General features: G+C 41.8%; 20 protein-coding genes and 1 pseudogene. All 21 read left to right on the top strand.

The genetic code is table 11. From position 1 onward, the window contains the following. Positions 1-158: 158 nt before the first annotated feature. The 21 genes and pseudogenes from CKV81_RS05130 to CKV81_RS05035 all read left to right on the top strand — a co-directional run bounded on the left by CKV81_RS05130 (position 159) and on the right by CKV81_RS05035 (position 26,015). Positions 159-722 (top strand): helix-turn-helix transcriptional regulator, encoded by a 564-nt coding sequence (locus tag CKV81_RS05130; RefSeq protein WP_095071082.1) that lies wholly within the window; start codon positions 159-161, stop codon positions 720-722. Continuing rightward, complete coding sequence (locus tag CKV81_RS05125) at positions 719-1,966, top strand: site-specific integrase (protein ID WP_095071080.1); 1,248 nt, start codon at positions 719-721, stop codon at positions 1,964-1,966. Before CKV81_RS05130 ends, CKV81_RS05125 begins: the two co-directional genes overlap by 4 nt. Positions 1,967-1,974: 8 nt before the next feature. Then, positions 1,975-2,763, top strand: a complete 789-nt coding sequence (locus CKV81_RS05120) for a hypothetical protein (RefSeq protein WP_157727369.1) — start codon at positions 1,975-1,977, stop codon at positions 2,761-2,763. A gap of 109 nt (positions 2,764-2,872) precedes the next feature. Next, positions 2,873-3,214: a helix-turn-helix domain-containing protein gene (locus CKV81_RS05115; protein WP_095071076.1), complete on the top strand. Its 342-nt coding sequence runs from the start codon at positions 2,873-2,875 to the stop codon at positions 3,212-3,214. Then, a complete protein-coding gene (locus tag CKV81_RS05110) occupies positions 3,180-4,373 on the top strand; it encodes a virulence-associated E family protein (protein WP_239284122.1) in 1,194 nt (397 codons plus the stop codon). The genes CKV81_RS05115 and CKV81_RS05110 overlap by 35 nt, the downstream gene beginning before the upstream one ends. Before the next feature lie 273 nt (positions 4,374-4,646). Further along, positions 4,647-5,564, top strand: a complete 918-nt coding sequence (locus CKV81_RS05105; RefSeq protein WP_095071072.1) for a toprim domain-containing protein — start codon at positions 4,647-4,649, stop codon at positions 5,562-5,564. A 237-nt stretch (positions 5,565-5,801) separates the two neighbouring features. Beyond that, entirely contained in the window at positions 5,802-6,278 is a 477-nt protein-coding gene (locus CKV81_RS05100) for a plasmid mobilization protein (protein WP_095071070.1), read from the top strand. Beyond that, positions 6,244-7,152, top strand: coding sequence for a relaxase/mobilization nuclease domain-containing protein (locus CKV81_RS05095; RefSeq protein WP_095071068.1), 909 nt, complete (start codon positions 6,244-6,246; stop codon positions 7,150-7,152). The genes CKV81_RS05100 and CKV81_RS05095 overlap by 35 nt, the downstream gene beginning before the upstream one ends. Positions 7,153-7,183: 31 nt before the next feature. Beyond that, complete coding sequence (locus CKV81_RS05090; protein ID WP_095071066.1) at positions 7,184-7,768, top strand: hypothetical protein; 585 nt, start codon at positions 7,184-7,186, stop codon at positions 7,766-7,768. 118 nt (positions 7,769-7,886) lie between these two features. Continuing rightward, positions 7,887-9,435, top strand: a pseudogene (locus CKV81_RS05085) (IS1182 family transposase). 270 nt (positions 9,436-9,705) lie between these two features. Then, a complete protein-coding gene (locus CKV81_RS05080; RefSeq protein WP_095071064.1) occupies positions 9,706-12,540 on the top strand; it encodes a SusC/RagA family TonB-linked outer membrane protein in 2,835 nt (944 codons plus the stop codon). A gap of 15 nt (positions 12,541-12,555) precedes the next feature. Continuing rightward, complete coding sequence (locus CKV81_RS05075) at positions 12,556-14,064, top strand: RagB/SusD family nutrient uptake outer membrane protein (protein ID WP_095071062.1); 1,509 nt, start codon at positions 12,556-12,558, stop codon at positions 14,062-14,064. 13 nt (positions 14,065-14,077) lie between these two features. Further along, positions 14,078-15,898: an alkaline phosphatase gene (locus CKV81_RS05070; RefSeq protein ID WP_095071060.1), complete on the top strand. Its 1,821-nt coding sequence runs from the start codon at positions 14,078-14,080 to the stop codon at positions 15,896-15,898. Next, positions 15,895-17,319 carry a metallophosphoesterase gene (locus tag CKV81_RS05065; protein ID WP_095071059.1) on the top strand — a complete coding sequence of 475 codons (1,425 nt, stop codon included), beginning with the start codon at positions 15,895-15,897 and terminating at the stop codon, positions 17,317-17,319. The genes CKV81_RS05070 and CKV81_RS05065 overlap by 4 nt, the downstream gene beginning before the upstream one ends. A gap of 131 nt (positions 17,320-17,450) precedes the next feature. Next, positions 17,451-17,786, top strand: coding sequence for a hypothetical protein (locus tag CKV81_RS05060; protein ID WP_095071057.1), 336 nt, complete (start codon positions 17,451-17,453; stop codon positions 17,784-17,786). Positions 17,787-17,958: 172 nt separating this feature from the next. Further along, a complete protein-coding gene (locus tag CKV81_RS05055; protein WP_095071055.1) occupies positions 17,959-19,506 on the top strand; it encodes a type I restriction-modification system subunit M in 1,548 nt (515 codons plus the stop codon). After that, positions 19,503-20,501 carry a virulence RhuM family protein gene (locus CKV81_RS05050; protein WP_095071053.1) on the top strand — a complete coding sequence of 333 codons (999 nt, stop codon included), beginning with the start codon at positions 19,503-19,505 and terminating at the stop codon, positions 20,499-20,501. Before CKV81_RS05055 ends, CKV81_RS05050 begins: the two co-directional genes overlap by 4 nt. Next, the gene (locus CKV81_RS13580) at positions 20,498-21,109 is read left to right on the top strand and encodes a restriction endonuclease subunit S (RefSeq protein ID WP_157727368.1); all 612 of its coding nucleotides are present in this window, start codon (positions 20,498-20,500) and stop codon (positions 21,107-21,109) included. The genes CKV81_RS05050 and CKV81_RS13580 overlap by 4 nt, the downstream gene beginning before the upstream one ends. Positions 21,110-21,119: 10 nt before the next feature. Then, complete coding sequence (locus tag CKV81_RS13575; protein ID WP_157727367.1) at positions 21,120-21,716, top strand: restriction endonuclease subunit S; 597 nt, start codon at positions 21,120-21,122, stop codon at positions 21,714-21,716. Beyond that, positions 21,716-22,921, top strand: a complete 1,206-nt coding sequence (locus CKV81_RS05040) for an AAA family ATPase (protein WP_095071050.1) — start codon at positions 21,716-21,718, stop codon at positions 22,919-22,921. Before CKV81_RS13575 ends, CKV81_RS05040 begins: the two co-directional genes overlap by 1 nt. Continuing rightward, positions 22,908-26,015: a type I restriction endonuclease subunit R gene (locus CKV81_RS05035; protein ID WP_095071048.1), complete on the top strand. Its 3,108-nt coding sequence runs from the start codon at positions 22,908-22,910 to the stop codon at positions 26,013-26,015. Before CKV81_RS05040 ends, CKV81_RS05035 begins: the two co-directional genes overlap by 14 nt. The last annotated feature ends 34 nt before the right edge of the window (positions 26,016-26,049 follow it).

Raw genomic sequence — 26,049 nt, 5'->3', positions numbered from 1 at the left:
TTTTAGCCCATTTTAAATAATTGTCGATTTTAATTGATTTTTATCATATATTTGTATCACATTTGTATCGCGCCTTATTTGGATATAATGTGCGTCTTATGCGCCTTATTATATTTTCAGTTGAAAAGTAACACAAAAATTCAGGGAGAATTATTATAATGGGATTTAGCAAATTAAAGATACCGAGAGTATGCGAACAATGTTCGAAACCATTTGAAGCTAAGACAGTTACTACTCGTTTTTGTTCTTCTTCTTGTGCGAATAAAGCAGGGAAAGAACGGAAGAGACAGGAGAAAATTCAAAAAGAAACCGAAGGTTTACTTCAGAAATATTCTAACAAGATTGCGGAAACTCAAACTCGTGAATTTATTTCTGTTTCCGAAGCAACAGTAATGTTTGGAATTTCAAAAGATACTATTCACAGAATGATTAAAAGAGGACTGATTACAGGACAAAATCTTGGAATAAGATTAACCCGCGTAAAAAGGTCAGATTTGGAAGCATTATTTACGGCTGTAAAAATCCCCGTCGAGCAAAAGAAAGAAAAACCCAAATTTGAAGTTGGCGAATGCTATACAATTTCGCAAATCTGCGCGAAATTTTATGCGGATCCGGTCACTGTTAATAACGCAATTAAGCGATATAAGGTTCCGACTAAAAAGGTTGGAAGTTTTGTATATGTTCCTAAGATTTTAATTGATGAAATTTTTGCTGGCAAATGAAAAAACTGCTTAAAACCAAAGTCACTGTGCGCCTTCGTAAGGCAGAGTTTCGCAAGGAATGGTATATTTATCTTGAAAGTTATCCAGTGAGTGTTCCGGGAAAGAAGAATCTACAGAGAATCCGGGAATATGTGAACCGCAGTGTTACCACGGTGGTCTTCGACAAGAATAGACCTGCGCGAACAAAGGAAGATTCGGTATCCTATAAACCCAAAAGGGATGATAATGGAATTATTGTTTGCAAAAGCAAAACCGACCAAGAAACCATGATTTATGCAGATTCCCTTCGGAAGCTACGCCAAAGAGAATTTGATACTGTGGAACTCTACAGCGAACTTGATAAATTTCAGGCGGAACAGAAAGAAAAGTCAGAAGAAAATTTTGTTAAGTACTTCGAAGGTTTAATTAAAAAACGCCACAGAAACAGTTCTGAATCTATCAGAATTAACTGGGAGCGCGTCATTCACTTTTTGACTGAGTTTGGAGGTGAAATTATTCCGTTTTACAAGATTGACATTAAGTTTTGCGAGAATTTTAAAAACTATCTTTTGACCGCCCCACGAGGTGGAAATAAACAAGGCACACTTTCTAAAAACAGTGCCGGCACTTATTTCTCAATTTTTAAAGCAGCGCTAAGGCAAGCGTTCGTAGATGGATATTTTTTATCGGAAATTTCTGCTAAAATAAAAGGTATTGCTGACGAAGAATCAAGAAGGGAATATTTGACGATTGAAGAACTTAACAAACTTGCTTCAACAGATTGCGATAGTGATGTGTTAAGGCGCGCTGCATTATTTTCTGCACTAACAGGGCTTCGCTTATCCGATATTCAAAAACTAAAATGGAAGGAAATCAGTGTTGAAAGTGGCTTGCCAAAAATCCATTTTACACAGCAAAAAACGAAAGGCGTGGAATATATGCCCATTTCGGAACAGGCAGTAGAACTTTGCGGCGAAAGAAAACTGCCGGATGATTTAGTCTTTGAAGGATTGCCAAATTCAGCGTGGATTTCCCGACCTCTGAAAAAATGGATTGAAAGCGCCGGAATTACCAAAAATATTACTTTCCATAATTTCCGCCACACCTTTGCCACTTTACAATTAGCCAATGGAACTGATATTTACACCGTCAGCAAAATGTTAGGTCATACCAATGTAAAAACGACGCAGGTTTACGCCAAAGTGGTGGATGAATCTAAAAACAAGGCGGCAAACGCAATAAAGTTAAACCTCAATTCCAAATAAGTCGACTGATGAATATTAAATTTTTTGAAAATGTTCTAAAGTACGGATCTGTCTTGGTGGGTTGCGTCGTTGTAGGTATTATTGCGAGGAAAATTTATATAGATTCGGGAGGTGATGATTATACAGGTACTGCAATTATGTGGGCAGTTGTATCAGTTTTATTTATTGTCTATTCTGGAATTATGATTATTCTTAACGAAGTTTCAGACTCGGTAATAAAGAATAAAAGGTCTAAAAAAATTACCGAAAGTAACGAAATAGAAGACTCACCTGTAATTTCAGAGCAAATAAAATTTGACGACTCTACCGAAATTTTAGAAACAGAAGAAATTCTGAAACCAGAAGAAATCTTAGAATTACCTACGGAAGAACCATTAATTAAAATTGAAGAAATTCGTACAGTGAAAGCCGAAGCACTTTCCAAAGTTGCTGAAGAAAAGAAAAATATAGCGCTCAGTTATACTCGAGAAGAATTTGCGCTTTATCTTTCAGATGCAAATTTGGATAGCCTTTGCGAATCGGTTTCGGTGTATGCTGAAAATGGTGATTTTGAAAATTTAAAATCTGTACCAATTAATGATTTGACGAGTCTTGATTTATTTCATTTCGGCTGGAACTTATGGAATCATTTCCGAATTCGCGATCAAAGAGAAACAGCAGTGTTTTTAAAAACCGTTTTTGCGGAAACACTGAAGGATATCGAAGTTGAAAGCATAAAAAAACACCTGAAAGATGACGAACGAAAAGGTATAATCAAAATAAAAAAGGACTTAACACAACCCGATAGTGATCAATAATCACAATTAATTTGTGATTTATAAGTGATTTCCCTGTGATCCGGTGTTTCCGGCCGTCACAGGGAAATCACTTTTTTTCTTTGCGCCATAATAATCAAAAACAAGTATTATGGAACAGACAGAAATTTCATTTGAAAACCTGCCGAAAGCAGTTGCATTTCTTTCGGATCAAATTGCAGAAATCAAACAGATTGTTAAAAGTCAGCATTCCGCTCCGGAACCCGAAAAAAGAATTCCGATTGATATTGAGGCTGCCTCAAGAATTATCGGAAAGGCAAAGCCAACAATCTATACGCTGGTTCGCGAGCGCAAAATTCCGTGCTATAAAAATGGTAAGAAACTCTATTTTTTTGAAGATGAATTGATGGCTTGGATTTCTTCCGGCAAAAGAAAAACTATTCTGGAAATCGAGGAAGATGCAGAAAAGTCATATAGAAGAAAACATCTTTAATATGGACGAATCCCCTAAACTCTACCAAACCGATTCCGAGACCACTACCATTTTCGATATGGTGATGAAGTATCTTGAAAGCAAGTATGACCTTCGCTTTAACGCCATCGCCCTGGAGATAGAAATATCGCTCAAGGGAAAGGACGACTGGACAGAGCTAAACATCAACTCCCTGCTGATAGAACTCGTACAGGCCGGGATGCAGATCACCATGCAGAAGTTGGAGATCCTCGTACGGAGCCACCTGATAAAGAGATACAACCCGTTAGCGGAATACTTTAAAAAACTCGCGGGCTGGGACGGCGAAGACCATATCCGGAAGCTGGCGGGATTTGTTCGGACCAACGACAGCGAAGCGTTCCGCTACCATCTCGAGAAGTGGCTGACCCGCGCCGTGCTTTGCGCATTGAAGAAAGACTATGTCAACAAGCAGTGCCTCGTGCTGGCAAGCTCCAAACAGAACACGGGCAAAACCACCTTCCTGCGGTTCCTCATCCCGGACGGGCTCAGGGATTATTATTCCGAAAATGTCACAGTGGACAAGGACGGCATCATCGCTATCTGCAAAAACTTTATCCTCAATGCCGACGAATTGGCCGTCCTGTCCAAATCGGATGTCAACACGCTGAAATCCTTCATCTCGATGGGCGGCGCAAAAGTAAGGGTGCCTTACGGACGGAGGCCGGAGAACATGGATAGGATATGTTCCTTTGTTGCCTCCACCAACAGAACAGATTTCCTTACCGACGAGACAGGAAGCGTAAGGTGGCTGGTTTTCGAAGTTTTAAGCATTGACTTCAATTATTCCAAGGAAATAGACATAGACAAGGTATGGGCGCAGGCGTACCACAATGCTTTTGAAAGAAAAAATTACCAACCGGAAATGACGCTCTCGGACATAGAGGCTAATGAGCTGAGGAACGAGCAGTTTTCCCAGCTTTCACTTGAGCAGGAAATCGTTTCCGCACACTTCGAGAAATCGAAGGACATCAAGGACTTTCTTACGGCGACGGACATCGTTGTGGCAATGAACAACGCCCTGAATTTAAGATTGAACAACATCAAGGTCGGAAAGGCGCTCACCAGGCTCAAGTATGAAAGAATCAAGCATCCGAAACTGCAGGTTTACGGCTACCTGATCCGAAGAAAGATTGACTGAAAGAAAGTTTAAATCCTTGACATTCAATTTATCCTACCTACTTACCTAAGTGGACTTACATAACTCATTTTCAAATTTTTATCAAGGTAATAAAATAGCTAAGTTTTTACCTAAACTACCATCGTTAAAGAAGGGATCCAATTAACAGGTAACAACAAGGTAAGTTATAAAATGATATAACTAACTGATATTCAATATTTAGGTAGGCAGGTATGGAAAAACGGTAAAAACATAACTGGATATAAAAAAAATAAACTTTAAAAAACACAAAAAATGAACTGCAAACAAGCTAACGAAAATATCAGCATCCGGGAAGTCCTTGAGAGTTTTTCTCTTTTCCCGAGCAAAGACAACGCTAAATCCGCATTCTATCATGCGATAGACCGCGAGGAGCGCACACCGAGCTTGGTCGTAAATTTTACTAAAAATACGGCCTTCGACTTTGGAACGGGAATGATGTACGACAATGTCTCCATCGTCCAAGCCATTAAGCGATGCTCGGTATCGGATGCGTTGGAATATCTTTCTCGTTTCGATTTTCCTTATAAAAAGCCGAGTGTGACGGAAGCAATTACTGCTGAAAAGAAAAACGAGATTCTTGAAGTAAAAGAAGTTAGTCATCCGGCATTGTTAGATTATTTGAAATCAAGAAAACTCGAGTCACAAAAATCGGCATTGAGCGAAGTCCACTACCGGATTAACGACAAAAGATATTTTGGGCTGGGTTTCAAAAACGATTCGGGAGGCTACGAGATCCGCAGCAGGTTTTCCAAAATCTGTCTTGGAAAAAAGGATATCACCACGATAAAAAATAATTCTGAAAACCTCAAGGTTTTCGAGGGATTTACCGACTACCTCTCCCTTAAAATTTTAGAACCGGAAAAGACACCTTCCGACTATCTAATTCTGAATTCTGTCGCCATGGTTCACAAGACATCAGGGCTTTTTGGAAATTATAAATCTGTCGAAATGTACCTGGATAACGACCGCGCCGGCGAACAGTGCAGGGATTCAATTTTGAAAATATTCCCGGAGGCAGATGACCGCTCGAATGAATATTTCCCTCATCAAGATCTGAATGATTTCCTGATATCACAGGAAGAAAAGACGCTTGAAAATAAGCTTGAAAAAAATCAAACAGCCATACACGAGTCCGAGGAAAACCAGAATATTTACAGGAGAAAAAGATGAAGATTTATACAAGCCGGCCTGCGCAAAATAAGCACAGGTGGAATGCTCTAAAAAGGCTGGGTAAAAACTTGCCATGTGTCTAGTGCAAAAAGTACCCAATGTTTACAACAAGCGTGGGGCTTGTCGTAAAAATCGGGCTTTTTGGCTTCCTCCTGTCGTCGGAAACACTTGTTTGGAAATGGAATTCAAGCCAGTAATTTATAATCATAAAAAAATTAAACACAAAATAAACACAAGATGAAAAATGACTTTTTAAAACAGTTTGTCAGACAGGTTTCCGAGCAGCAAATTGCAAAGGTTGCAGAAGAAAAAAGAAAGAAACGGTTCCGAGAAATTGGTCGAAAGGGAGGTTTGAAAAAGAAGACGGCGAACCAATTTTCGAAGGTAGTCTCAGTTCGTTTTACCGAAAAAGAGTTTGAGAAAATTCAAAAGGAGGCTGACTTCTACAAACTCAAAATATCAAAATATTTAAGACTGGTTTCAACCGAAAAAGAACTCAAAATAAACGAGTTTCAAACCGACGCGGTTCTGTTGAATTACGGCAACAATTTTATAAGGATATCCAATCTGCTCCGGAACAGAGAATGGAATGAGTTTGAAAACAAGAAAGAGATCCTTGAGGAAATTCAAACCACAACGAGGTTGATCCGGGAATACCTCTACCAACAAATCATCAAGCATGAACAATTCGGCAACGACGAGGAGGATCAGTAAGATAGCGATTGAATACAACGGCAATGACAAAGGCACGGCGGAATGTGTTTATTCCAACAACCTGCTTTCAACAACACCGGAGGAACAGTTTGCGGAAATGAAGTTTATTGCCGAGAGAAATCCGAATGTAAAGAAATGGGCTTTGACGGGTTACATATCTCCAACAAAGGAAGTCGGCGACAGTCTGACGAACGAAGAGTTGAAGGAACTGGCTTTAAAATCATTGAAGGATGTGGGACTTACGGAAAATAACCAGGTCGTCCTGGATGTCCACAATTCCACGAAGCAGAAACATATCCACTTCATCGTGAACCGCATAGATATTTATGGTAAATGCACGGTAAAATCTGCCAATATCGGAAAGCGCTTCGGTGAATCAGTGAGAAATGTCTGCAAAGAGATGAACCTTAAAACAGATGTGGAAATAGGGAAAGAGAAAAAGCAGCAGATGCTGAAAGTTCTGCAAAACTGTCTGAAGGTCTCAAGAAATTTTGACGACTTGGTGGATTATATGCGGAGATGCGGTTACAGAGTGACGCTCTCGCAGAATGTGAAGGACGGTATTTCGGGGATGCGGATTGTTAGATTAAAGGACATAAACGACCAAACCCAGAGGCAGTATCATCCCGGTTACAAACTGTCGGAGATCACCAGTAAACTGAAGATTAAGGACATCAAAGAAATTCTAAACTGGAATGCGGAAAGCCACCAGTCGGCAATTTTCAGTCAGAGTAATCCACAAACGAACGAAATAAAAAATCCGGAAAAATCATCCCTCAAGGAGATTGAGAATGCCGTGAAGGAACTGCTCAAACCGAGCTACACACCGGCGGCTGACGACGAATTGCTGAGGAAGAGAAAAAGGAGGCGATAGGTCTTTAAAAAAAACATCAAAAAAAAACAAAATGAACAACAACGAATTTAACAACCAAGAGAATACAGAAAATTATTCTTCACAAGATGCAGGCATCGAACTTTTGCACCGCGTCATAGAAAGTAATAAGGCGGTAGAAATTTCGGGGAAGGCGATTTTCCACATGTACTGCGACATCAAGGAGGATGTAAAGAAAATCCAAGCACTGGCACATCAAGAAAATCTAAAACGGCAGGAATTGCTCAAATCCATCCCCAACAATATTATCGCAGAATTATCTCCGGACGTTATAAAGCATCTGGAAAAATTCCATCAGAAATCAGATACTGTTAAATATTGGTTTTTCGGAATCCTGGCTATATTGCTGGTTGCATTTTTTATTTTAACAGCAACTGTTTATCTCGGAAAAAACTGGTACCGAGAGAGCATCCGCACCAAGACCGAGGTTCGGGAGGAAATACTTTCCGAAATTAAGAATGAAAACAAGGCGATTTATGAAACCGAGCAGGTAAAGCAGCTGGAACATAACACCACGCTGATGAAAAAATGGATGAAGAAAAATCCTAAAGACGCAGAAAAGTTCTTGAAGTTTAAGGAGGGGTATGAGAGTAGGTAGACTAAAAATTATTTGAATCTGTCTCACAACTGAGGCAGATTTTTTTTTGGTTTTTTTCAAGAGAGTGTTGTTTATTTTCAGATTAATTCGTATATTGTACTGGTAATCAATACGATGTATGAATTTCAAAGACTATAATCAATCACAGCTGTTTTTGTTTCCCCCAACTTTTGAGGACCTGATCCCGGAATCTCATCCGGTTCGGGTGGTTAACGATATCATTGAGAAGATAAAGATCGAACCGTTATTAAAAGCCTATAAAAAAGAAGGCAATCCGAGCTACCACCCGAAGATGATGCTCAAGATTATGGTTTTCGCCTATATGGAAAACACCTATTCCAGCCGCAGGATTGAAAAGCTGGTCCGCGAGAATGTCAACTTCATGTGGCTTTCGGGAATGAAGATGGTAGACCATAACACCATTGCACGTTTCAGAAGCCAGCGCCTTCAGGATGCCTTCAAGGATATTTTTCGGCAGGTCGTCCTGCTTTTGGCAGACGAAGGACTCGTTACTCTGAAAGAAATGTATACGGATGGCACCAAGATAGAGGCACAGGCAGGAAAATATACTTTTGTGTGGAAAAAATCTATAGAAACCAACAAAGCAAAGATGCTCCGGCAGCTGGAAGAACTCTGGACCTACGCGCAAAACATTGCCGCATCCGAGGACAGGGATCCCGAGCCGCCGGAGTTTACCAAAATCAGCAAAGAGAAAATCCGTGAAACCGTGGAAAGTATCGACAGAAAGCTCAGCGGCAGCGATACCCCGGACAAGAAGGGGAAAGCAAAAGCCAAAGCCAAACTTCGTTATATTAAAAATAATTTTGAACAGAACCTGGAGAAGTACAAACTTCAGGAAGAGATTTTAGGCGAAAGAGGCTCCTACAGCAAAACCGATCCCGATGCCACCTTCATGAGGATGAAGGACGACCATATGGGGAACGGACAGCTCAAGCCGGGGTACAATCCACAGATCTCCACCGAGAACCAGTTTATCCTGCACTACAGCATCCACCAGCAGACCACCGACAGCACGACGCTTCCTGATCATTTGGAGGGTTTTAAAGAAACTTACGGAGAAGAAGTTTTCGCCGGGCTTGAAAGCATCACCACAGATGCGGGCTACGGCAGCGAGGAAAACTACGAATATCTTGAGCAGGGCGGCATTGAAGCCTATGTAAAGTACAACACCTTCGACAAGGAACAGGACCAGAACTACCAGCAGAAACATAAAACCTTCAGCAAGGAAAACCTTCACTACAACGAAGAAATGGATTTTTATGTCTGCCCGATGGGACAGCGGATGGAGAAAACCCACGAAAGCAGCAGGAGAACCAAGAACGGCTTTGAGCAAAAACTTTCGCACTACCAGGCAAAAAAACTGCGAAGGCTGCCCGATACGCAGCATGTGCCACGGCTCGAAAAACAACCGAAGTCTGGAGCGCAACCACAATCTGGAGCGGCACAGGGAAAAAGTCCGGGAACTCCTTAAAAGCGACGAAGGCATCAGGAAACGCAAACGGCGCTGCTATGACGTGGAAGCCGTCTTCGCCCACATGAAACACGCCCACCAGTTTAGAAGGTTTACACTAAAATCCCTCAAAAAAGTTGAAATAGAGTTCGGATTACACGCTCTTGCACACAACCTAAGGAAGAAAGTGGCCTAAAAGGCCGCCTTCAAACATGTCTTTACCTCAAGAATTAAAAGTCCTCTTACAAAAAAAATCCATCTCATCAAGTTATGAGACGGATTTTTTTGTGGATTGCAATCTCTTAAACTGGAATCATAATGTTTATGATAAATGTCATTTTCTTTCAAAACTTAACAAATATGTAAAAAAAACAGCCGATTAATTTAATAATTTATTAATATGATATTCGCTCAAAATAGGTTTTTGCCGATATAATTTTGCAATGAAAATCTTGAGCAAATCTTTATGAACAAACTATTCATCCCGGTTTCGCTGCTGTGCATCGGAACCTTGGCGGCTCAGACGGCAGACAGCCTCAGAGCGAAAACAATCGAAGAGGTGGTGGTAGTCGGATATGGCAGCCAGAGGAAATCCAAAGTTTCGAACGCGGTATCTCAGGTAGAGCTGGATAAAATCGGCTCCAGATCGCTCTCAGGAGTAGGTTCTGCACTTCAGGGGAAGGCACCCGGCGTCACTGTGATCAATGAGGGCGGTGATCCGACTTCCTCACCGCGCGTAAATATCCGCGGCTTGGGGGGCATCAATGGTGAGGCTCCCCTGTATGTGGTAGATGGCGTAGTTTTCGAAGGTACGCCGAACATTAACCCGAATGATGTTGAATCCATCTCTGTGCTGAAGGACGCCTCTGCCGCCATCTATGGAGCGCGGGCTTCCGGTGGTGTGGTTCTTATTAGCACGAAACAGGGCAAAAGAGGCGCTCTAAATGTAGAGCTGGATGCTAAATATGGGATTTCCAAGGCATGGAAACTTAGGCATTCCCTAAATGCTTCTGAATTCCAGAGCGTGATGACGCAGGCCTACCAGAATGAAGGCAAGGCGGTTCCAGATGCTTTTGATCCTGCTAAATATCCTGATGGCGCTATTACGAGAACTGACTGGGTGGAGGAAATATTTCGCACGGGTGTTACTCAGGAGTACAATATAAACCTGACGGGCGGTGGGGACAGCTCTCGTTTCTTCGTTGGTATGAACCACCGCTCTATGGAGGGAATTTTAGACAACACCCAGGCTAAAAGGTATAGCTTCCGGGTAAATTCCGACCACACGGTAAATGATTGGCTGAAAATCGGCGAAAATATGTATTATCATTTTTCTGACGGCAATTCGGCTAACACGGCCAGCGGCTATACGGGCGCTATTCTCGCAGCAATGTATTACCCGTCGAATGTTCCTGTCTATGATCAGAACGGAAATTTCTCCGGCCTGCCGATCAGCGTGGCAGGGAGCTACGGCGATATGATCAACCCCGTGGCCTACCTGAAAAGACTTACCTATAAAAACCCAACCCACGAGATTCTTATCAATCCTTATGTTGAGATCTCCCTGCTGGACGGGCTGAAATTCCGTTCAAACTTTTCACAAACCTTCCGCCTGGCAGACAGCAAGGAATTCACGCACCGTGTGTTAGAGGTTGGAAAGATATTCGACTTTAACAGGCTTGAGCAGAATTCCAGCAACATGTCCAGCAGCCTTGCCGAACAGATTCTAAGCTATAAAAAAACATTCAGCGGTCATACTATTGATGCTACGGTAGGCTATACATTCCAGAAAAACATATCAGATGGCTTCTCAGCAAGGGGGGAGGATTTTAGAAATGAGCATCCAAACTACCAATATCTGGTAAATGCCAATGATAATAAAAATGTATCCAGCTATAAATATTCTGATGCGCTCACATCGCTGCTTGGCCGTGTGAATTACGATTATAGAAGCAGATACATTATAAGCTTGCTGGGCCGCCGCGACGGATCCTCTATGGTATCTAAAGATAACCGTTATGAAAACTACTACGCTGTTTCCGGGGCATGGGGCCTTGGCAGGGAGAGCTTCTTTGAGAATGTAAGCTGGATGAGGGATTTTAAATTGCGTGCGAGCTATGGTGTGCTGGGGAATCTCGGGGGCATATCGTATGACGCTGTAAATCCAGTAATGAGGAGGGAAAATTACATCATATTTGGCCAGGACCCTCAGCCGAATGTAGCATACTTCCCAAGTGTATACCCCAACCCTAATTTGAAATGGGGTAAATCTGAGCAGACTAACTTCGGTATCGATATGGGCTTCCTGAACGGCCGCCTGACGCTCACCGCAGATTATTTCATCAAAAAATCCAAAGACCAGATTTTTGAAGTGCCTTTGCCGATCACGGCGGGTTACAAGACCACCTTCATAAACGCGGGGCTTTTTGAGGATAAAGGATACGAGATCGGCCTCAACTTTCAGGGACCGCGCGGAAGAGAGATTTTTTACAGCTTTAATGCCAACCTGAGCCACCTTCAGAACAAGGTGAAGGAAATGCCGGTACAGCAGATTTCGATGAACAACAGTGTCCGCGGCGTGCTATATCCTACCAGAGTAGTCGTGGGCGACGCTTTGTACTCATTCTACGGTTATAAAACTGCGGGTCTCTTCCAGTCTCAGGAGGAAATCAATAATTACAAGGATGCCAATGGTGTCCTGATCCAGCCGAATGCGAAGCCCGGCGACATTAAATTCCTTAAAAAAGAAGGCAATACCGGCAGGCTGAACAACGATGATATGGTTTACCTCGGGAATCCTTATCCTAAACTCAACTACGGCTTCAGCGCTAATTTTAGCTATAAAGGCTTCGACATCAACGCATTCTTCCAGGGGGTGTACGGCAGCAAGATTTTCAACGGGCTGAAATTCATCACCCTGAACCCGGGCGGTACAGGACAGAATTACAATATGGATACAGATATCCTCAACGCCTGGACGCCAAACAATACCGGCGCCTCTATCCCTCGCCTGGCGATTGGCGACCCTTCCGGGAACTACTCCCGCGTGTCGGATTTCTACATTGAGAAAGGAGATTATCTCCGCCTGAAAAACCTTACCGTGGGCTACACGCTCCCGCTGAAATACACCGAGATGATCGACATCAAATCAGTCAGAATTTACATCACGGCAGATAACCTTGTGACCTTTACAAACTACAAAGGCTTCGATCCTGAAGTGGGGATGAATAACTATGGTATTGATATTGGCCGCTATCCACAGGCGCGCACCGTTCTCTTCGGGTTAAATGTTGGACTTTAAAAAATAAAACTAAATATGAAAAACTGGAATAAAATAATTGCCGCATCTTTCTTAGCAATTTCTCTTACATCCTGCGACAGGGAGCTGGACATCGCCCCCCAAGGGCCGCCCACAGAGGCTACCTTCTGGAATACCGAATACGATCTGATTACCGGTGCCAATGCAATGTACCGCCTGATCTACGATTCTGAATTCTACGGTAGAGGCTTGTTTTGGTACATCAACGCATCTGATGATATGATTACAGGCCGCTCCAAGGGCGAGGCAGATAATGCTAAAAACTTCAGCAGCGCCTACATCGGCGCCGGTGATCTGGAAAAGCAATGGGATATGCGCTATACGATAATATTCCGTGCAAACCAGATTATTAAAAATATCGACCGGATTCAGACAAGTCAGGAGGTTAAAAACAAATATCTCGGAGAGGCGCTTTTTATGAGCTCCAGGATGTATTTTGAACTTGCATCAAACTACGGCAACAGCAAAGCCGGCGTGCCGATAGTAGATCCCACAGCTGAGGCATCGCTGGAAGCCATCCCGCGTGCCGCAAATGTGATGGAAAACTACAACATGATCGTCCGAGACCTGAAACGAGCAGTAGACCTGCTCCCGGCGCAGGAGGCTCTGCCGGCTACCGATTATGGCCGCCCTCATAAAGTGGCCGCGATGGCGCTTCTCGCTAAAACTTACCTTTTCATGGAAGACTGGAAAAATGCTGAATATTGGGCCGGAAAGGTAATGACTGATGGCAAGCGAGCCCTTCTCCCAAAATATGCCGATGTATTTAAAGCAGAAAACAACTATGGCTCCGAGTACATCCACTCCGTACCTTCCACTCCTGGGTTCGGGGCGTGGGGCAGCATCTTGCCCGGGGTAATGCTGGAGAACAAAGGCTGGGGCGAATATAATGGCTGGGGCTATTTTCAGCCCACCAAGGAACTTTATGATGAATTTGAGCCGGGAGATGAGAGAAGAGAAGTCACCATACTGAAGCCAGGAGACAAATTTATGTTCAACGGCAAAGAACGCACATATTCTTCCACGAACTCACTGAGTGGCTATCAGTTTAATAAGTACATGGATGCCTTCAAATATGATCTGAAATCCGGCCATGTAAGCCCCGATGGAAACTATCCCAATACAGACCTCGCCGTACCCATCATGAGATATGCAGAAGTAATCCTCATAAAGGCCGAGGCACTACTTAAACAAGGAAAAAATGCGGATGCAGAAATTAATATGATCCGTCGCAGAGCAGGGCTATCTCCCAAAATCAATGCCACAATGGCAGACCTGAAACACGAGCGCAGATGCGAACTTGCCGGGGAATGGGCAGACCGTCACCGCGACCTTGTACGCTGGGGCGATGCTCAGGCGGCCTACGCCAAACCACTCCACGGGGTGGATGGAAAAGTAGTATGGCCGGCAAGAACATTCAACCCGAGTGTGCATAATGTGTGGGCGGTGCCGCAGCGCGTGATCACAAACAGTAAAGGTATCATCAAACAAAACGAGGGCTGGTAAGGGTTGTAGGGTCATGAAAAAACTATTTTTCTTTATATTTTTGGTTTCAGGATTTTGCGCAGAATTTTCTGCGCAAAATTTTTCCGATTATTCCGTGCGGAATGCGCATTCCCACAACGATTATCATCAGCCCATACCTTTCTGGACGGCCTATTATGCGGGTTTTGGCTCCATTGAGGCAGATGTGTTTTACCAAAACAATCAGCTTTTGATTGGCCACGACCCGCACGAGCTCACTTCAGATCGTACCCTTGAGAAGCTTTACCTGGAGCCCATCGCCGTCTTACTCCGCGAAAACAATGGCAGCATCCGCGCAGATAAAATGGAGAAGCTGATACTTTTCATAGAAATGAAGAGCGATTACAGATCAGAATTGCCCGCGCTGGTGCGCCTGCTGGATTCTAAGTATCAGATTATTATACAGAATAAAACTGTGAAACTCATCATTACGGGCAATGTGCCGCAGCCTTCAGAGTTCAAAAATTACCCTGAATATCTTTTTTTTGACGGAGATTTAACGAAAGAATACTCGCCCGATCAGCTGAGAAGGGTGGGCATGTTCAGTGCGCCGCTCAGGGATTATACCAAATGGAATGGTAAGGGCATTATGCGGGATGAGGAATCGGCGAAAGTGCGGGAAGCTGTTCGGCAGGCGCATCTGCAGGGCAAGGCCATCCGCTTCTGGGGTGCGCCGGATTTTGCGAATGCCTGGGTAAACCTTATGGATGCAGGCGCGGATTTCATCAATACCGACAAAATCCCCGAGCTGGCAGCCTTCCTCAACCAAATTCCAAAGAATGAGTACCGCAGCCATACTTCCTTTGAGGCTTACCACCCGAAGTTTCCCAAATTTAAAACACGGGCTAAGAATGTCGTTTTAATGATTGCCGACGGCGTGGCGCTCCCTCAGCTTTACGCGGCATACACAGCCAACCGCGGCAGCCTGAATATTTTTAGAATGCCTTACACCGGGATCTCCAAAACCAACTCTGCCAATGCTTTTGTCACGGATTCTGCGCCCGGGTCCACGGCGTTTTCCTCCGGGGTAAAGACCAATAATAATTTCGTAGGGGTAGATCCTCAGGGCAAGCCGCTGCGCCTTTTGCCGGAAATTTTGAAAGAAAAAGGAATCGTGAGCGGGCTCATCTCCACGGGCGATGTTACAGATGCCACGCCTGCAGACTTCTACGCGCATACGGACAACCGGGACGACAGCCGTGCGATCCTTCAGCAGTTCGCGGATTCCGGAGTGAAAATCCTCGCCGGCGCACCGGCAGTGGAACTTTCCGAGGCGGAGAGGGAAAAATTTAAATCTCAAAAAATTAACATCTTCAGTAATTCCGAAATTGCGGATTTTCAAGGGGAAAGAGCATTGATAATGGATCCCTTGGCTTCAAAAAATTTCGCCGAGCGCGGCAACTGGCTTATTAATACTTTTGAAAAAACTCTAAAAGTTTTAAGCCGGAATAAAAAGGGTTTTTTTATAATGGCAGAAGCTTCCCGCACGGATATCAATCTGCATTCCAATGAATTCGGCAAAATGGTGGATGAGCTGCTCGATTTTGACGAGGCAGTGGGCAGGGCGATGCGATTCGCTGACGAGAACAGGGAAACCCTCGTAATCGTAATAAGCGACCACGAAACCGGCGGCGTCACGCTGCTGGATGGAGATCTGAAAACTGGGCGCATATTTGCTCAGCAGAGCACCAACGACCACACCGCGCTGCCGGTATCCGTTTTCGCCTATGGCTCCGGGGCAGAGCGGTTTGTCGGTTTTTATGAAAATACCGCAGTTTTTTATAAAATCTTGAACGCGCTAAATATTAAACCATGAAAAAATTCTTTTTTGCATTGTTGCTTTCTGCCGTAGCAATGGCGTACGCGCAGAAAAATCAGTTGAAATTTAATTCTGATGGTGAGCTTAAAATCCTCCAGTTTACGGACATACACTGGAGCAATGAGCCGAAATATACCAATAAAACTACGGAAACCCTCCGCAGGATAATAGCGGCTGAAAAGCCTGATTTCATCGTGCTGGATGGCGATAATGTCAACTGTATCCCGATGAGGGACGGCTGGAGAAACCTTGGCAAAATCATAGAGGAGGCAGGCGTGCCGTGGACTTTGGTCTTCGGAAACCACGATGCCGAGCAGGACTGGACCAATGCACAATCTTTTGATTTTCTGAAAACTTTCCCGCATTTTGTTGGTGAAAAGGGCTCTGTGGCAGGCGTTGCAAATTTCTCGCTCCCGGTGCATTCTTCAAAAACCAACAAACCGGCCGCTACGCTTTATTTCTTAGACAGCGGGGATTACACCCGCAACCCTAAGCTTGGCAACTATGCGTGGATTAAGCGCGACCAAATTTCCTGGTACGCTGAAGAAAGCGAACGGATTGAAAAATCTGCGGGGAAAACTTTGCCCGCGCTGATGTTCTTCCATATCCCGTTGCCGGAATTCGCGGTGGTGGCGAAGGACCCGGCAAAAGTGGGAGAGGCAAATGAAGATGTATCTTCGGCGGCGGTAAACAGTGGCTTGATGGCCGCTATACTGGAGCGCAAGGATGTAATTGGCGTTTTCTGCGGGCACGACCACGATAACAATTATATCGGAAGCTACCGCGGGGTTGCGCTTGGCTACGGTGCGAAGACCGGCAACGATGGCTACGGCAGGCTGGAGCAGGGCGGCAGAGTGATAACTTTAAAAGAAGATCAGTTTGCTTTTTCATCCTATCTGTCGCTGCCTTCCGGCAGGAAATTTCCTTACAGTTTCCCGTCCGGGCTTTCGGAAATTAGCGAAAAAACCAAAGTTCTGAAAGCGCAGAATGTGAAACCAAGTAATGAAGGCCTGCATTACAGTTATTACGAAGGAAAAATAAAATCGGTAAAGGAAATTGGGAACCTGAAAGAACTGAAAAGCGGTACTGCAACTAAAATAGACCTTGAGAATGCCGCCGCAGAAGACCACTTTGCCCTGTCCTTTAGCGGGTATATCCGCATTCCCGAGACTGCTTTTTATAAATTTTACAGCTACTCTGACGACGGCTCCGTTATTAAAATAGATGGCCAAACCATTGTAGATAACGATGGCGGACACAGCGCTCAGCGCAAAGAGGGCATAGTGGCGCTGGAGAAAGGTTACCACAAAATAGAGGTGCTATACTTCGAGGACTATATGGGGCAGGTGCTGGATGTGGGCATCTCCAGCATCGGGATCCCTGAGCAGAATATCCCGGCTGAGATGCTTTCGCATTGAAATTTTTTATGACTATATCGCCGCCTGCCGCTATGGCTGGCGGTTTTTTTATTTGGATAAAAAAATGGTTGGATAAGGCTAACAGCCTTGTATACGGATAAATTTGCGATGGGCAATATTAAATTTTTGCTTTGAGGCCTATCCTGCTGAGCCTTAGATTCCATCAGAAATCAGATACTGTTAAATATTGGTTTTTCGGAATCCTGGCTCTATTGCTGGTTGCATTTTTTATTTTAACAGCAACTGTTTATCTCGGAAAAAACTGGTACCGCGAAAGCATCCGCACCAAGACCGAGGTTCGAGAGGAAATCCTCAAGGAGATCAAGAATGAAAACAAGGCGATCTATGAAACAGAGCAAGTAAAACAGCTGGAACACAATACCACGCTGATGAACAAATGGATGCAGAAAAATCCCAAAGACGCAGAAAAGTTCTTGAAGTTTAAGGAGGGGTATGAGAGTAGGTAAATCAAGTGTTGTTTGTCCAGTTTTTTAATTAAAAAACTGGACATTTTGTTTTCTTCACTGCGAGGATACTAAATGCTACCTAAGAAATTTAATTTCCTTAATTTTGAAAATTACGGAAAATTTGCGTTAACGGTACAACCGGAATGCACAAAAAAATACGACTAAAAACTAAATGACAAGCACTATACAAAAGACCCAGCTGCGAAACCAAATATGGAAAATTGCCAACGAGGTGCGAGGTTCCGTGGATGGTTGGGATTTTAAGCAATTTGTTCTCGGAACTTTGTTCTACCGTTTTATTAGCGAAAATTTTGCTAATTATATGGAAGGCGGAGATGATGAGATCAATTATGCTGAACTTTCAGACGATATTATCACGGTAGATATAAAAGAAGATGCCGTAAAAACCAAAGGCTACTTCATCTATCCCAGTCAGTTATTCGCCAATGTAGTGGCGAAAGCGAAAGACAATGAAAATCTCAATACTGAATTAAAATCAATTTTTGAATCTATAGAAAATTCTGCATCTGGCTATGCTTCAGAACAGGATATTAAGGGTTTATTTGCTGATTTTGATACCACCAGCACAAGATTGGGCAACACGGTAGATGAGAAAAACAAGCGTCTTGCATCGGTTCTGAATGGCGTAAGCGAACTTCCTTTCGGTAATTTTGAAGACAACCATATCGATTTATTTGGCGACGCTTACGAATACCTTATTAACAACTATGCCGCAAATGCAGGTAAATCAGGTGGCGAATTTTTCACGCCGCAGAATGTTTCGCGGCTAATTGCCCAACTCGCCATGCACAGGCAGGATAAAGTGAACAAAATCTACGATCCCGCAGTTGGTTCCGGATCCTTGCTTTTGCAGGCCAAGAAACAGTTTGACGACCATATTATAGAAGAAGGGTTTTTCGGGCAGGAAATCAACCATACCACTTATAACCTGGCCCGTATGAATATGTTCTTGCACAACATCAATTACGATAAATTTGATATTGCGCTGGGAAATACCTTAACGGAACCCCACTTTTTGAATGATAAACCATTTGACGCCATCGTTTCTAACCCGCCGTATTCTGTTAACTGGGTGGGTAACGACGATCCAACCTTAATTAATGACGACCGTTTTGCGCCTGCCGGAGTCCTTGCTCCAAAATCCAAGGCAGATTTTGCTTTTGTGCTCCACGCGCTCAATTATCTTTCGGCAAAAGGAAGAGCAGCCATCGTCTGCTTTCCGGGAATATTTTACCGTGGTGGTGCAGAACAGAAAATCAGAAAATACCTGGTGGACAATAATTTTGTGGAAACCATTATTGCGTTGCCTTCCAATCTGTTTTACGGCACCTCTATTTCCGTGACTATTTTGGTGCTTTCCAAACATAAAACCGATACCAGAACCCAGTTTATTGACGCCAGTGGCGAAGACTTCTTTAAAAAAATTACGAATAATAATATTTTGGAAGACCACCATGTCGCCCGAATTATAGAAATTTTTGATACCAAGGAAGAAGTGGCGAATGTAGCAACGACGATAGACAATGCGAAGATTGCGGAAAACGACTACAACCTTTCCGTGAGTTCTTATGTAGAAGCCAAGGACACGCGAGAGAAAATAAATATTGATGAGTTAAAGGCCGAGGTTGCAGAAACCGTAGCCAAAATCAATACGCTTCGTGCCGAGATTGATCTAATCATAAAAGAAATTGGAGGATGAGCGAAATTATATTATATATAACAGACGATGGCCTTACCAAAATTAATGTCCAGCTTGAAGATGAAACCGTTTGGATGACTCAAAAACAGTTGGTAGAGTTGTATCAAACTTCAAAATCGACAGTGAGTGAACACATTAAAAATATTTTTGGAGATGAAGAATTGAACCAGGAAGCAACTGTTCGGAAAATCCGAACAGTTCAGCAGGAAGGTGGTAGAGAGGTTTCCCGTGAATTGGACTATTATAATCTGGATATGGTTATTGCATTGGGGTACCGTATCAATTCCAAAATAGCGACCCGTTTTCGCCAGTGGGCAACCCAAAGATTAAAAGAGTACATTGTGAAAGGCTTTGCGATGGACGATGATCGGCTGAAAAATCTTGGAGGCGGGAATTACTGGAAAGAATTATTAAACCGGATTCGGGATATCCGCTCCAGCGAGAAAGTGATGTACCGGCAAGTCCTGGATTTGTATGCTACGGCTACGGACTACGACCCTAAGAGCGATGAAAGTTTGGCATTTTTTAAAATGGTGCAGAACAAACTGCATTATGCGGCACATGGCAATACTGCGAGTGAAGTAATTTATATGCGGGTAGACAGCAACAAACCTTTTGCCGGACTTACTAATTTTAAAGCGGAGGAACCAACCAAAGCCGAAGCCATGATTGCTAAAAATTTCCTGGAAGAAAAAGAACTTAGAGTGCTGAACAATTTGGTGGCAGCGTATTTTGATTTGGCAGAACTCAGCGCCATTGAAGAACGTGAAATGCGTATGGCAGATTTTGTAACCGAGTTGGATAATATCCTGCAATCTGCAGGAAGAAAAGTCCTGGATAACGCCGGAAGCATTTCCCACGCACAAGCCAAGGAAAAGGCGGAGCGGGAATACCGGAAATACAAAGCCAAAACCCTCAGTGCGGTAGAAAAAAATTATTTGGAAACCATAGCAGATCTGGAAAAAACTGCAAAAAAAGCAAGCCGTAAAAAATGAGTATTTTAGAAAAATTATTGGAGGGAGTTGATGTTCAAATGAGGACAGTTGGTGAGTATATTGACTATTTGCAACCAACAAATTATTTGGTGAGAACTAAAAATTATCATCCAACTTTTAGTACACCTGTGTTAACTGCTGGTAAAACATTTATTTTGGGCTATACTAGCGAAGATACGGGTATATATGAAGCGTCAAAGTCACCAGTAATAATTTTCGATGACTTTACAACAGCAAATAAATGGGTAGATTTCGATTTTAAAGCAAAATCATCTGCAATGAAAATTTTATTACCAATTGATGACTCTATTATTTCATTAAAATATTTTTATTATTGGCTCAATTCATTACCAATAGATTCTTCTGATGGAGACCATAAACGACAATGGATTAGTAATTTTTCATTAAAGAAAATGCCAATTCCCTGCCCTGAAAATCCTGAAAAGTCTTTGGAAATTCAGAGAGAGATTGTGCGCATTTTGGATGAGCTCACGGAAAAAAATACCGCCATCATCAGCGAACTTTCCAAAGAAATTGAGTTAAGAAAAAAGCAATACGAGCATTACCGCGATAAGTTGTTGGATTTCAATGAAATAGGGGGGGGGTAAATGGTTCAAAATGAGCGACTTAGGAAAAATTATAAGAGGGAATGGCTTACCCAAATCAGATTTTGCAGAAACTGGAATTCCTGCTATTCATTACGGTCAGATTTATACTTATTATAATACTGTCGCATATTCAACAAAATCATTTGTGTCGGCAGAGACGGCAGAAAAACTACAAAAAGTAAATTATGGTGATGTAATAATTACCAATACAAGTGAAAATTTAGATGACGTGGGAAAATCACTTTTATATTTGGGAGAGGAACAAGCAGTTACAGGAGGACATGCGTCAATTTTCAAACCCTCTGAATTGATATTGGGAAAGTACTTTGTTTATTACACTCAAACTATTCATTTTTATAATGAAAAGAAAAGATATGCTAAAGGAATTAAGGTTATCGATGTTTCTGCTAAGGATATGGAGAAGATATTAATTTTTGTTCCTGAATTAGCAAAACAAACCCGCATTGTAAAACTTTTAGACGAATATGATTTGGCGAATAAAACCATCATAGAAGAACTGACCAAGGAAATAAAATTAAGAAAAACAGAGTACGAGTATTACAGGGATCTTTTGTTGGATTTTCATGATCAAAAAGTTAGCGCATAATGGGAAAAACTTTACGGGAAATAGCTCAAGATTTAAAAGACGCCAATAAAAAGGTGCAGTTAATCTATGCCTTTAACGGAACCGGAAAAACAAGACTTTCCCGCGAGTTTAAAGAATTGATTTCTCCAAAATCCAGTGAAACCGAAGATGAAAAAGTAAAAGTATTGTATTATAATGCATTCACTGAGGATTTATTTTATTGGGATAATGACTTGCAGTATGATTCTGATAGAAAACTGAAGATACAGCCAAATAATTACACCAATTGGGTTTTGGTAGACCAAGGGAAAGAAGCGAGCATAACAACACATTTTCAACGCTATACCAGTGCTAAGTTGACACCGAAATTTAATGAAGCATACAGTATAAAAGATGCTGCAGAAAAAGACATAATTATCCCGGCATTTTCTGAAGTCCATTTTTCTTTTGAACGAGGTAATGATGAAGCGCCAGAAAATATAAAAATTTCTAAGGGGGAGGAAAGCTGCTTTATTTGGAGTGTTTTTTATAGTTTATTAGAAGAAACTATTGATGTGTTAAACATTCCTGAAAAATCAGATAGAGCGACCGATGTTTTTAATGATTTGAAATACGTGTTTATTGATGATCCTGTAAGTTCATTAGATGAAACCCATTTAATTGAGTTGGCAGTTAATATTGCGGAATTAATTAAATGGAGCCAATCTGAAATTAAATTTATAATTACAACTCACAACCCGTTATTTTATAATGTCTTATTTAATGAGTTTAATAACGCAGAACCGAAATATAACTACAAACCAAAACACTCTTCAAAATATATATTAGAAAAGTTGGAGGATGGAACTTATTATTTAAAAAACCAAAATAATGATTCGCCATTTTCTTATCACTTATTCCTTTTATCAGAATTGGAAAAACTTATAACTACACCGGAAAATATTCAGAAATATCACTTTAATTTTTTAAGAAATATTTTGGAAAAAATGTCTACATTTTTAGGCTATAATAAGTGGAAGGAACTTCTACCTGCCGAATCGCAAGAAGCTTATTATAATCGAATCATCAATCTTTCAAGTCACAGCAAATTTTCAGGGGAAGAAACGACCGTAATAAACGACAACGATAAAAGAGTCTTAATTTACTTGGTAAAACAAATCAAAACGAATTATCGTTTTAAAGACCATAAAAATAATACAACAGAAGAAGAAAATGTCACAGTATAATACCATCGCCGAAACCAACAACTTCATCGTCCTAGATAAATACGTTAAAATATCTTCCGTACATGAAGCGCCTGCAGTTTACCAAACCGAAGCAGACCTGGAAAAGGAGTTTATAAAAGACTTAATACAGCAAGGTTATGAAGATGCTTCCCATATCAAAAGTGCAGGTGCCATGCTCGAAAATGTACGCACGCAACTTCAGGTGCTCAACAATATGGTTTTTACGGATAGTGAATGGGTGCGCTTTGTAGAAGAATATCTGGACAAACCCGGCGAAAACCTGATAGAGAAAACACGAAAAATTCAGGACAACCATGTTTATGATTTTGTTTTTGATGACGGGCATATCCAGAACATTTATTTGGTAGATAAAAACAACATAGCACGCAACAAAGTGCAGGTGCTCTCACAATTTGAACAAAAAGGAAAGCACCAAAACCGCTACGACGTTACCGTTTTAGTGAACGGTTTGCCACTGGTACAGGTAGAACTCAAAAAGCGTGGTGTAGCCATTCGTGAAGCCTTTAATCAGGTACACCGTTACACCAAGGAAAGTTTTAATACAGAAAATTCTCTGTTCAGATATGTGCAGATTTTCGTGATTTCCAACGGAACAGATACGCGGTATTTTGCCAACACGGTGCAGCGCGACAAAAACAGTTTTGATTTTACCATGAACTGGGCCCGGGCAGACAATTCCCTGATTAAAGATTTAAAAGATTTTACCGCCACCTTTTTTCAGAAAAAAACCTTGCTGGATGTTATTTTAAAGTACGCTGTATTTGATGTAAGTAATACATTGCTCATCATGCGGCCCTACCAGATTGCAGCTACCGAAAGAATTTTATGGAAAATACAGAGTTCTTACCAGGCAAAAAACTGGTCAAAAAATGAAAGTGGTGGATTTATCTGGCATACCACAGGCTCGGGAAAAACTTTGACCAGTTTTAAAACGGCGCGACTGGCCACAAAATTAGATTTTATAGATAAAGTATTTTTTGTGGTGGACAGAAAAGATCTGGACTTCCAAACCATGAAAGAATACCAGCGCTTTTCTCCGGACAGCGTGAATGGTTCTGACAGCACAGCCGGACTAAAAAGGAATATTGAAAAAACCGACAATAAAATTATCGTCACCACCATCCAGAAGCTCAACAACCTCATGAAGAGTGAGAGCGATCTGGAAATTTATCAGAAACAGGTGGTTTTTATTTTTGATGAGGCGCACCGCTCGCAGTTTGGGGAAGCGCAGAAAAATTTAAAGAAAAAATTTAAAAAATTCTATCAATTCGGCTTTACAGGAACGCCTATTTTTCCTGAAAATGCTTTAGGTTCTGAAACTACGGCAAGTGTTTTCGGCAGGGAGTTGCATTCCTATGTGATTACCGATGCTATTCGTGATGAAAAAGTTTTGAAATTTAAAGTGGACTACAATAATGTCCGTCCAAAATTTAAAGACATAGAAACGGAACAGGACGAGAAAAAACTGAATGCTGCAGAAAATAAAAAAGCGTTCCTTCATCCTAACAGAATAAAGGAAATTTCGCAATATATCTTAAACAATTTCAGGATAAAGACCCACAGAAACATGGGCGGAAACCAAGGGTTCAATGCCATGTTTGCTGTAAGCAGTGTAGATGCAGCAAAATGTTATTATGAGGAGCTGAACCGTTTGCAAAAAGACAGTGAAAAACCTTTAAAAATTGCTACCATCTATTCTTTTGCCGCGAATGAAGAGCAAAATGCTATCGGTGAAATTACGGATGAAACCTTTGAGCCTTCGGCAATGGAGAGTAGCGCTAAAGAATTTTTAGTGAAGGCCATCAATGATTATAATGCGATGTTTGGAAGCAGTTATGGTGTTGATAGCAAAGAATTTCAAAACTATTATCGCGATCTTGCCAAACGCGTGAAAAGTAAGGAAATCGACCTCGTTATTGTGGTAGGGATGTTCCTTACCGGATTTGATGCACCAACCCTCAATACGTTGTTTGTAGATAAAAACTTACGTTATCATGGTTTAATGCAGGCATTTTCCAGAACTAACAGGATTTATGATGCTACCAAAACTTTTGGAAACATTGTTACCTTCCGGGATTTGGAGCAGGCAACGGTGGATGCTATCACGCTTTTTGGAGACAAGAATACCAAAAATGTGGTATTGGAGAAAAGTTACGAAGAATACCTACAAGGATTCACAGATTTGGTGACAGGTGAAGCGCGAAGAGGCTTTGTGGAAATTGTGAATGACCTGAACGAAAAATTTCCAAATCCGGATGAGATAGAAACCGAAAAAGACAAAAAAGACTTTGTTAAATTATTTGGGGAATATCTGCGTGTGGAGAATATCCTTCAGAATTATGATGAATTTACGAATCTTAAAGATTTGCAGTCTTTGAATTTGGGTGATGAAGAAGCGGTGGAAAAATTCAAGCAAACACACTATGTTACTGATGAAGATATTGCCATCATGCAAAAAATTGAAATTTTGCCTGAAAGAACGGTCCAGGATTACCGTTCTACTTACAATGACATTCGGGATTGGCTGCGCCGACATAAAGAAGGTGAAGGTGAAAATCAATCGCAGATTGACTGGGATGATGTGGTTTTTGAAATAGACCTTTTAAAATCTCAGGAAATCAACCTGGATTATATTTTGGAACTCATTTTCGAAAAACATAAGAAAACGAAGGATAAAGCTTCTTTGGTAGAAGAAATTCGCAGAGTGATCCGAGGAAGCATCGGCAATCGTGCCAAGGAAGGTTTGGTGGTGGATTTTATTAATGAAACCGATTTAGACCAGATAAAAGACAAGGCATACATAATTGATGCCTTTTTCACCTACGCACAGGAAAAACAAAAAATTGAGGCCACCGAAATTATCGAGGAGGAAAGATTAAATGAAGAAGCCGCGAAACGCTATCTGAAGCGCTCACTCCAAAGAGAATATGCTACAGACAATGGTACGGAACTCAATGATATTCTACCAAAGATGAGTCCGCTAAACCCTAACTATCTTACGAAAAAGCAAAGTATATTTCAGAAAATAGTAGCGTTTGTTGAGAAATTCAAAGGTGTGGGTGGAGATATATAAATAAAGTGTGGGAAGTAAATTCAAAAAATTAAAT

The sequence above is a fragment of the Chryseobacterium taklimakanense genome (assembly GCF_900187185.1).
Classification (GTDB): Bacteria; Bacteroidota; Bacteroidia; order Flavobacteriales; family Weeksellaceae; genus Planobacterium; species Planobacterium taklimakanense.
This window is presented reverse-complemented; position numbering and strand designations above follow the sequence as displayed.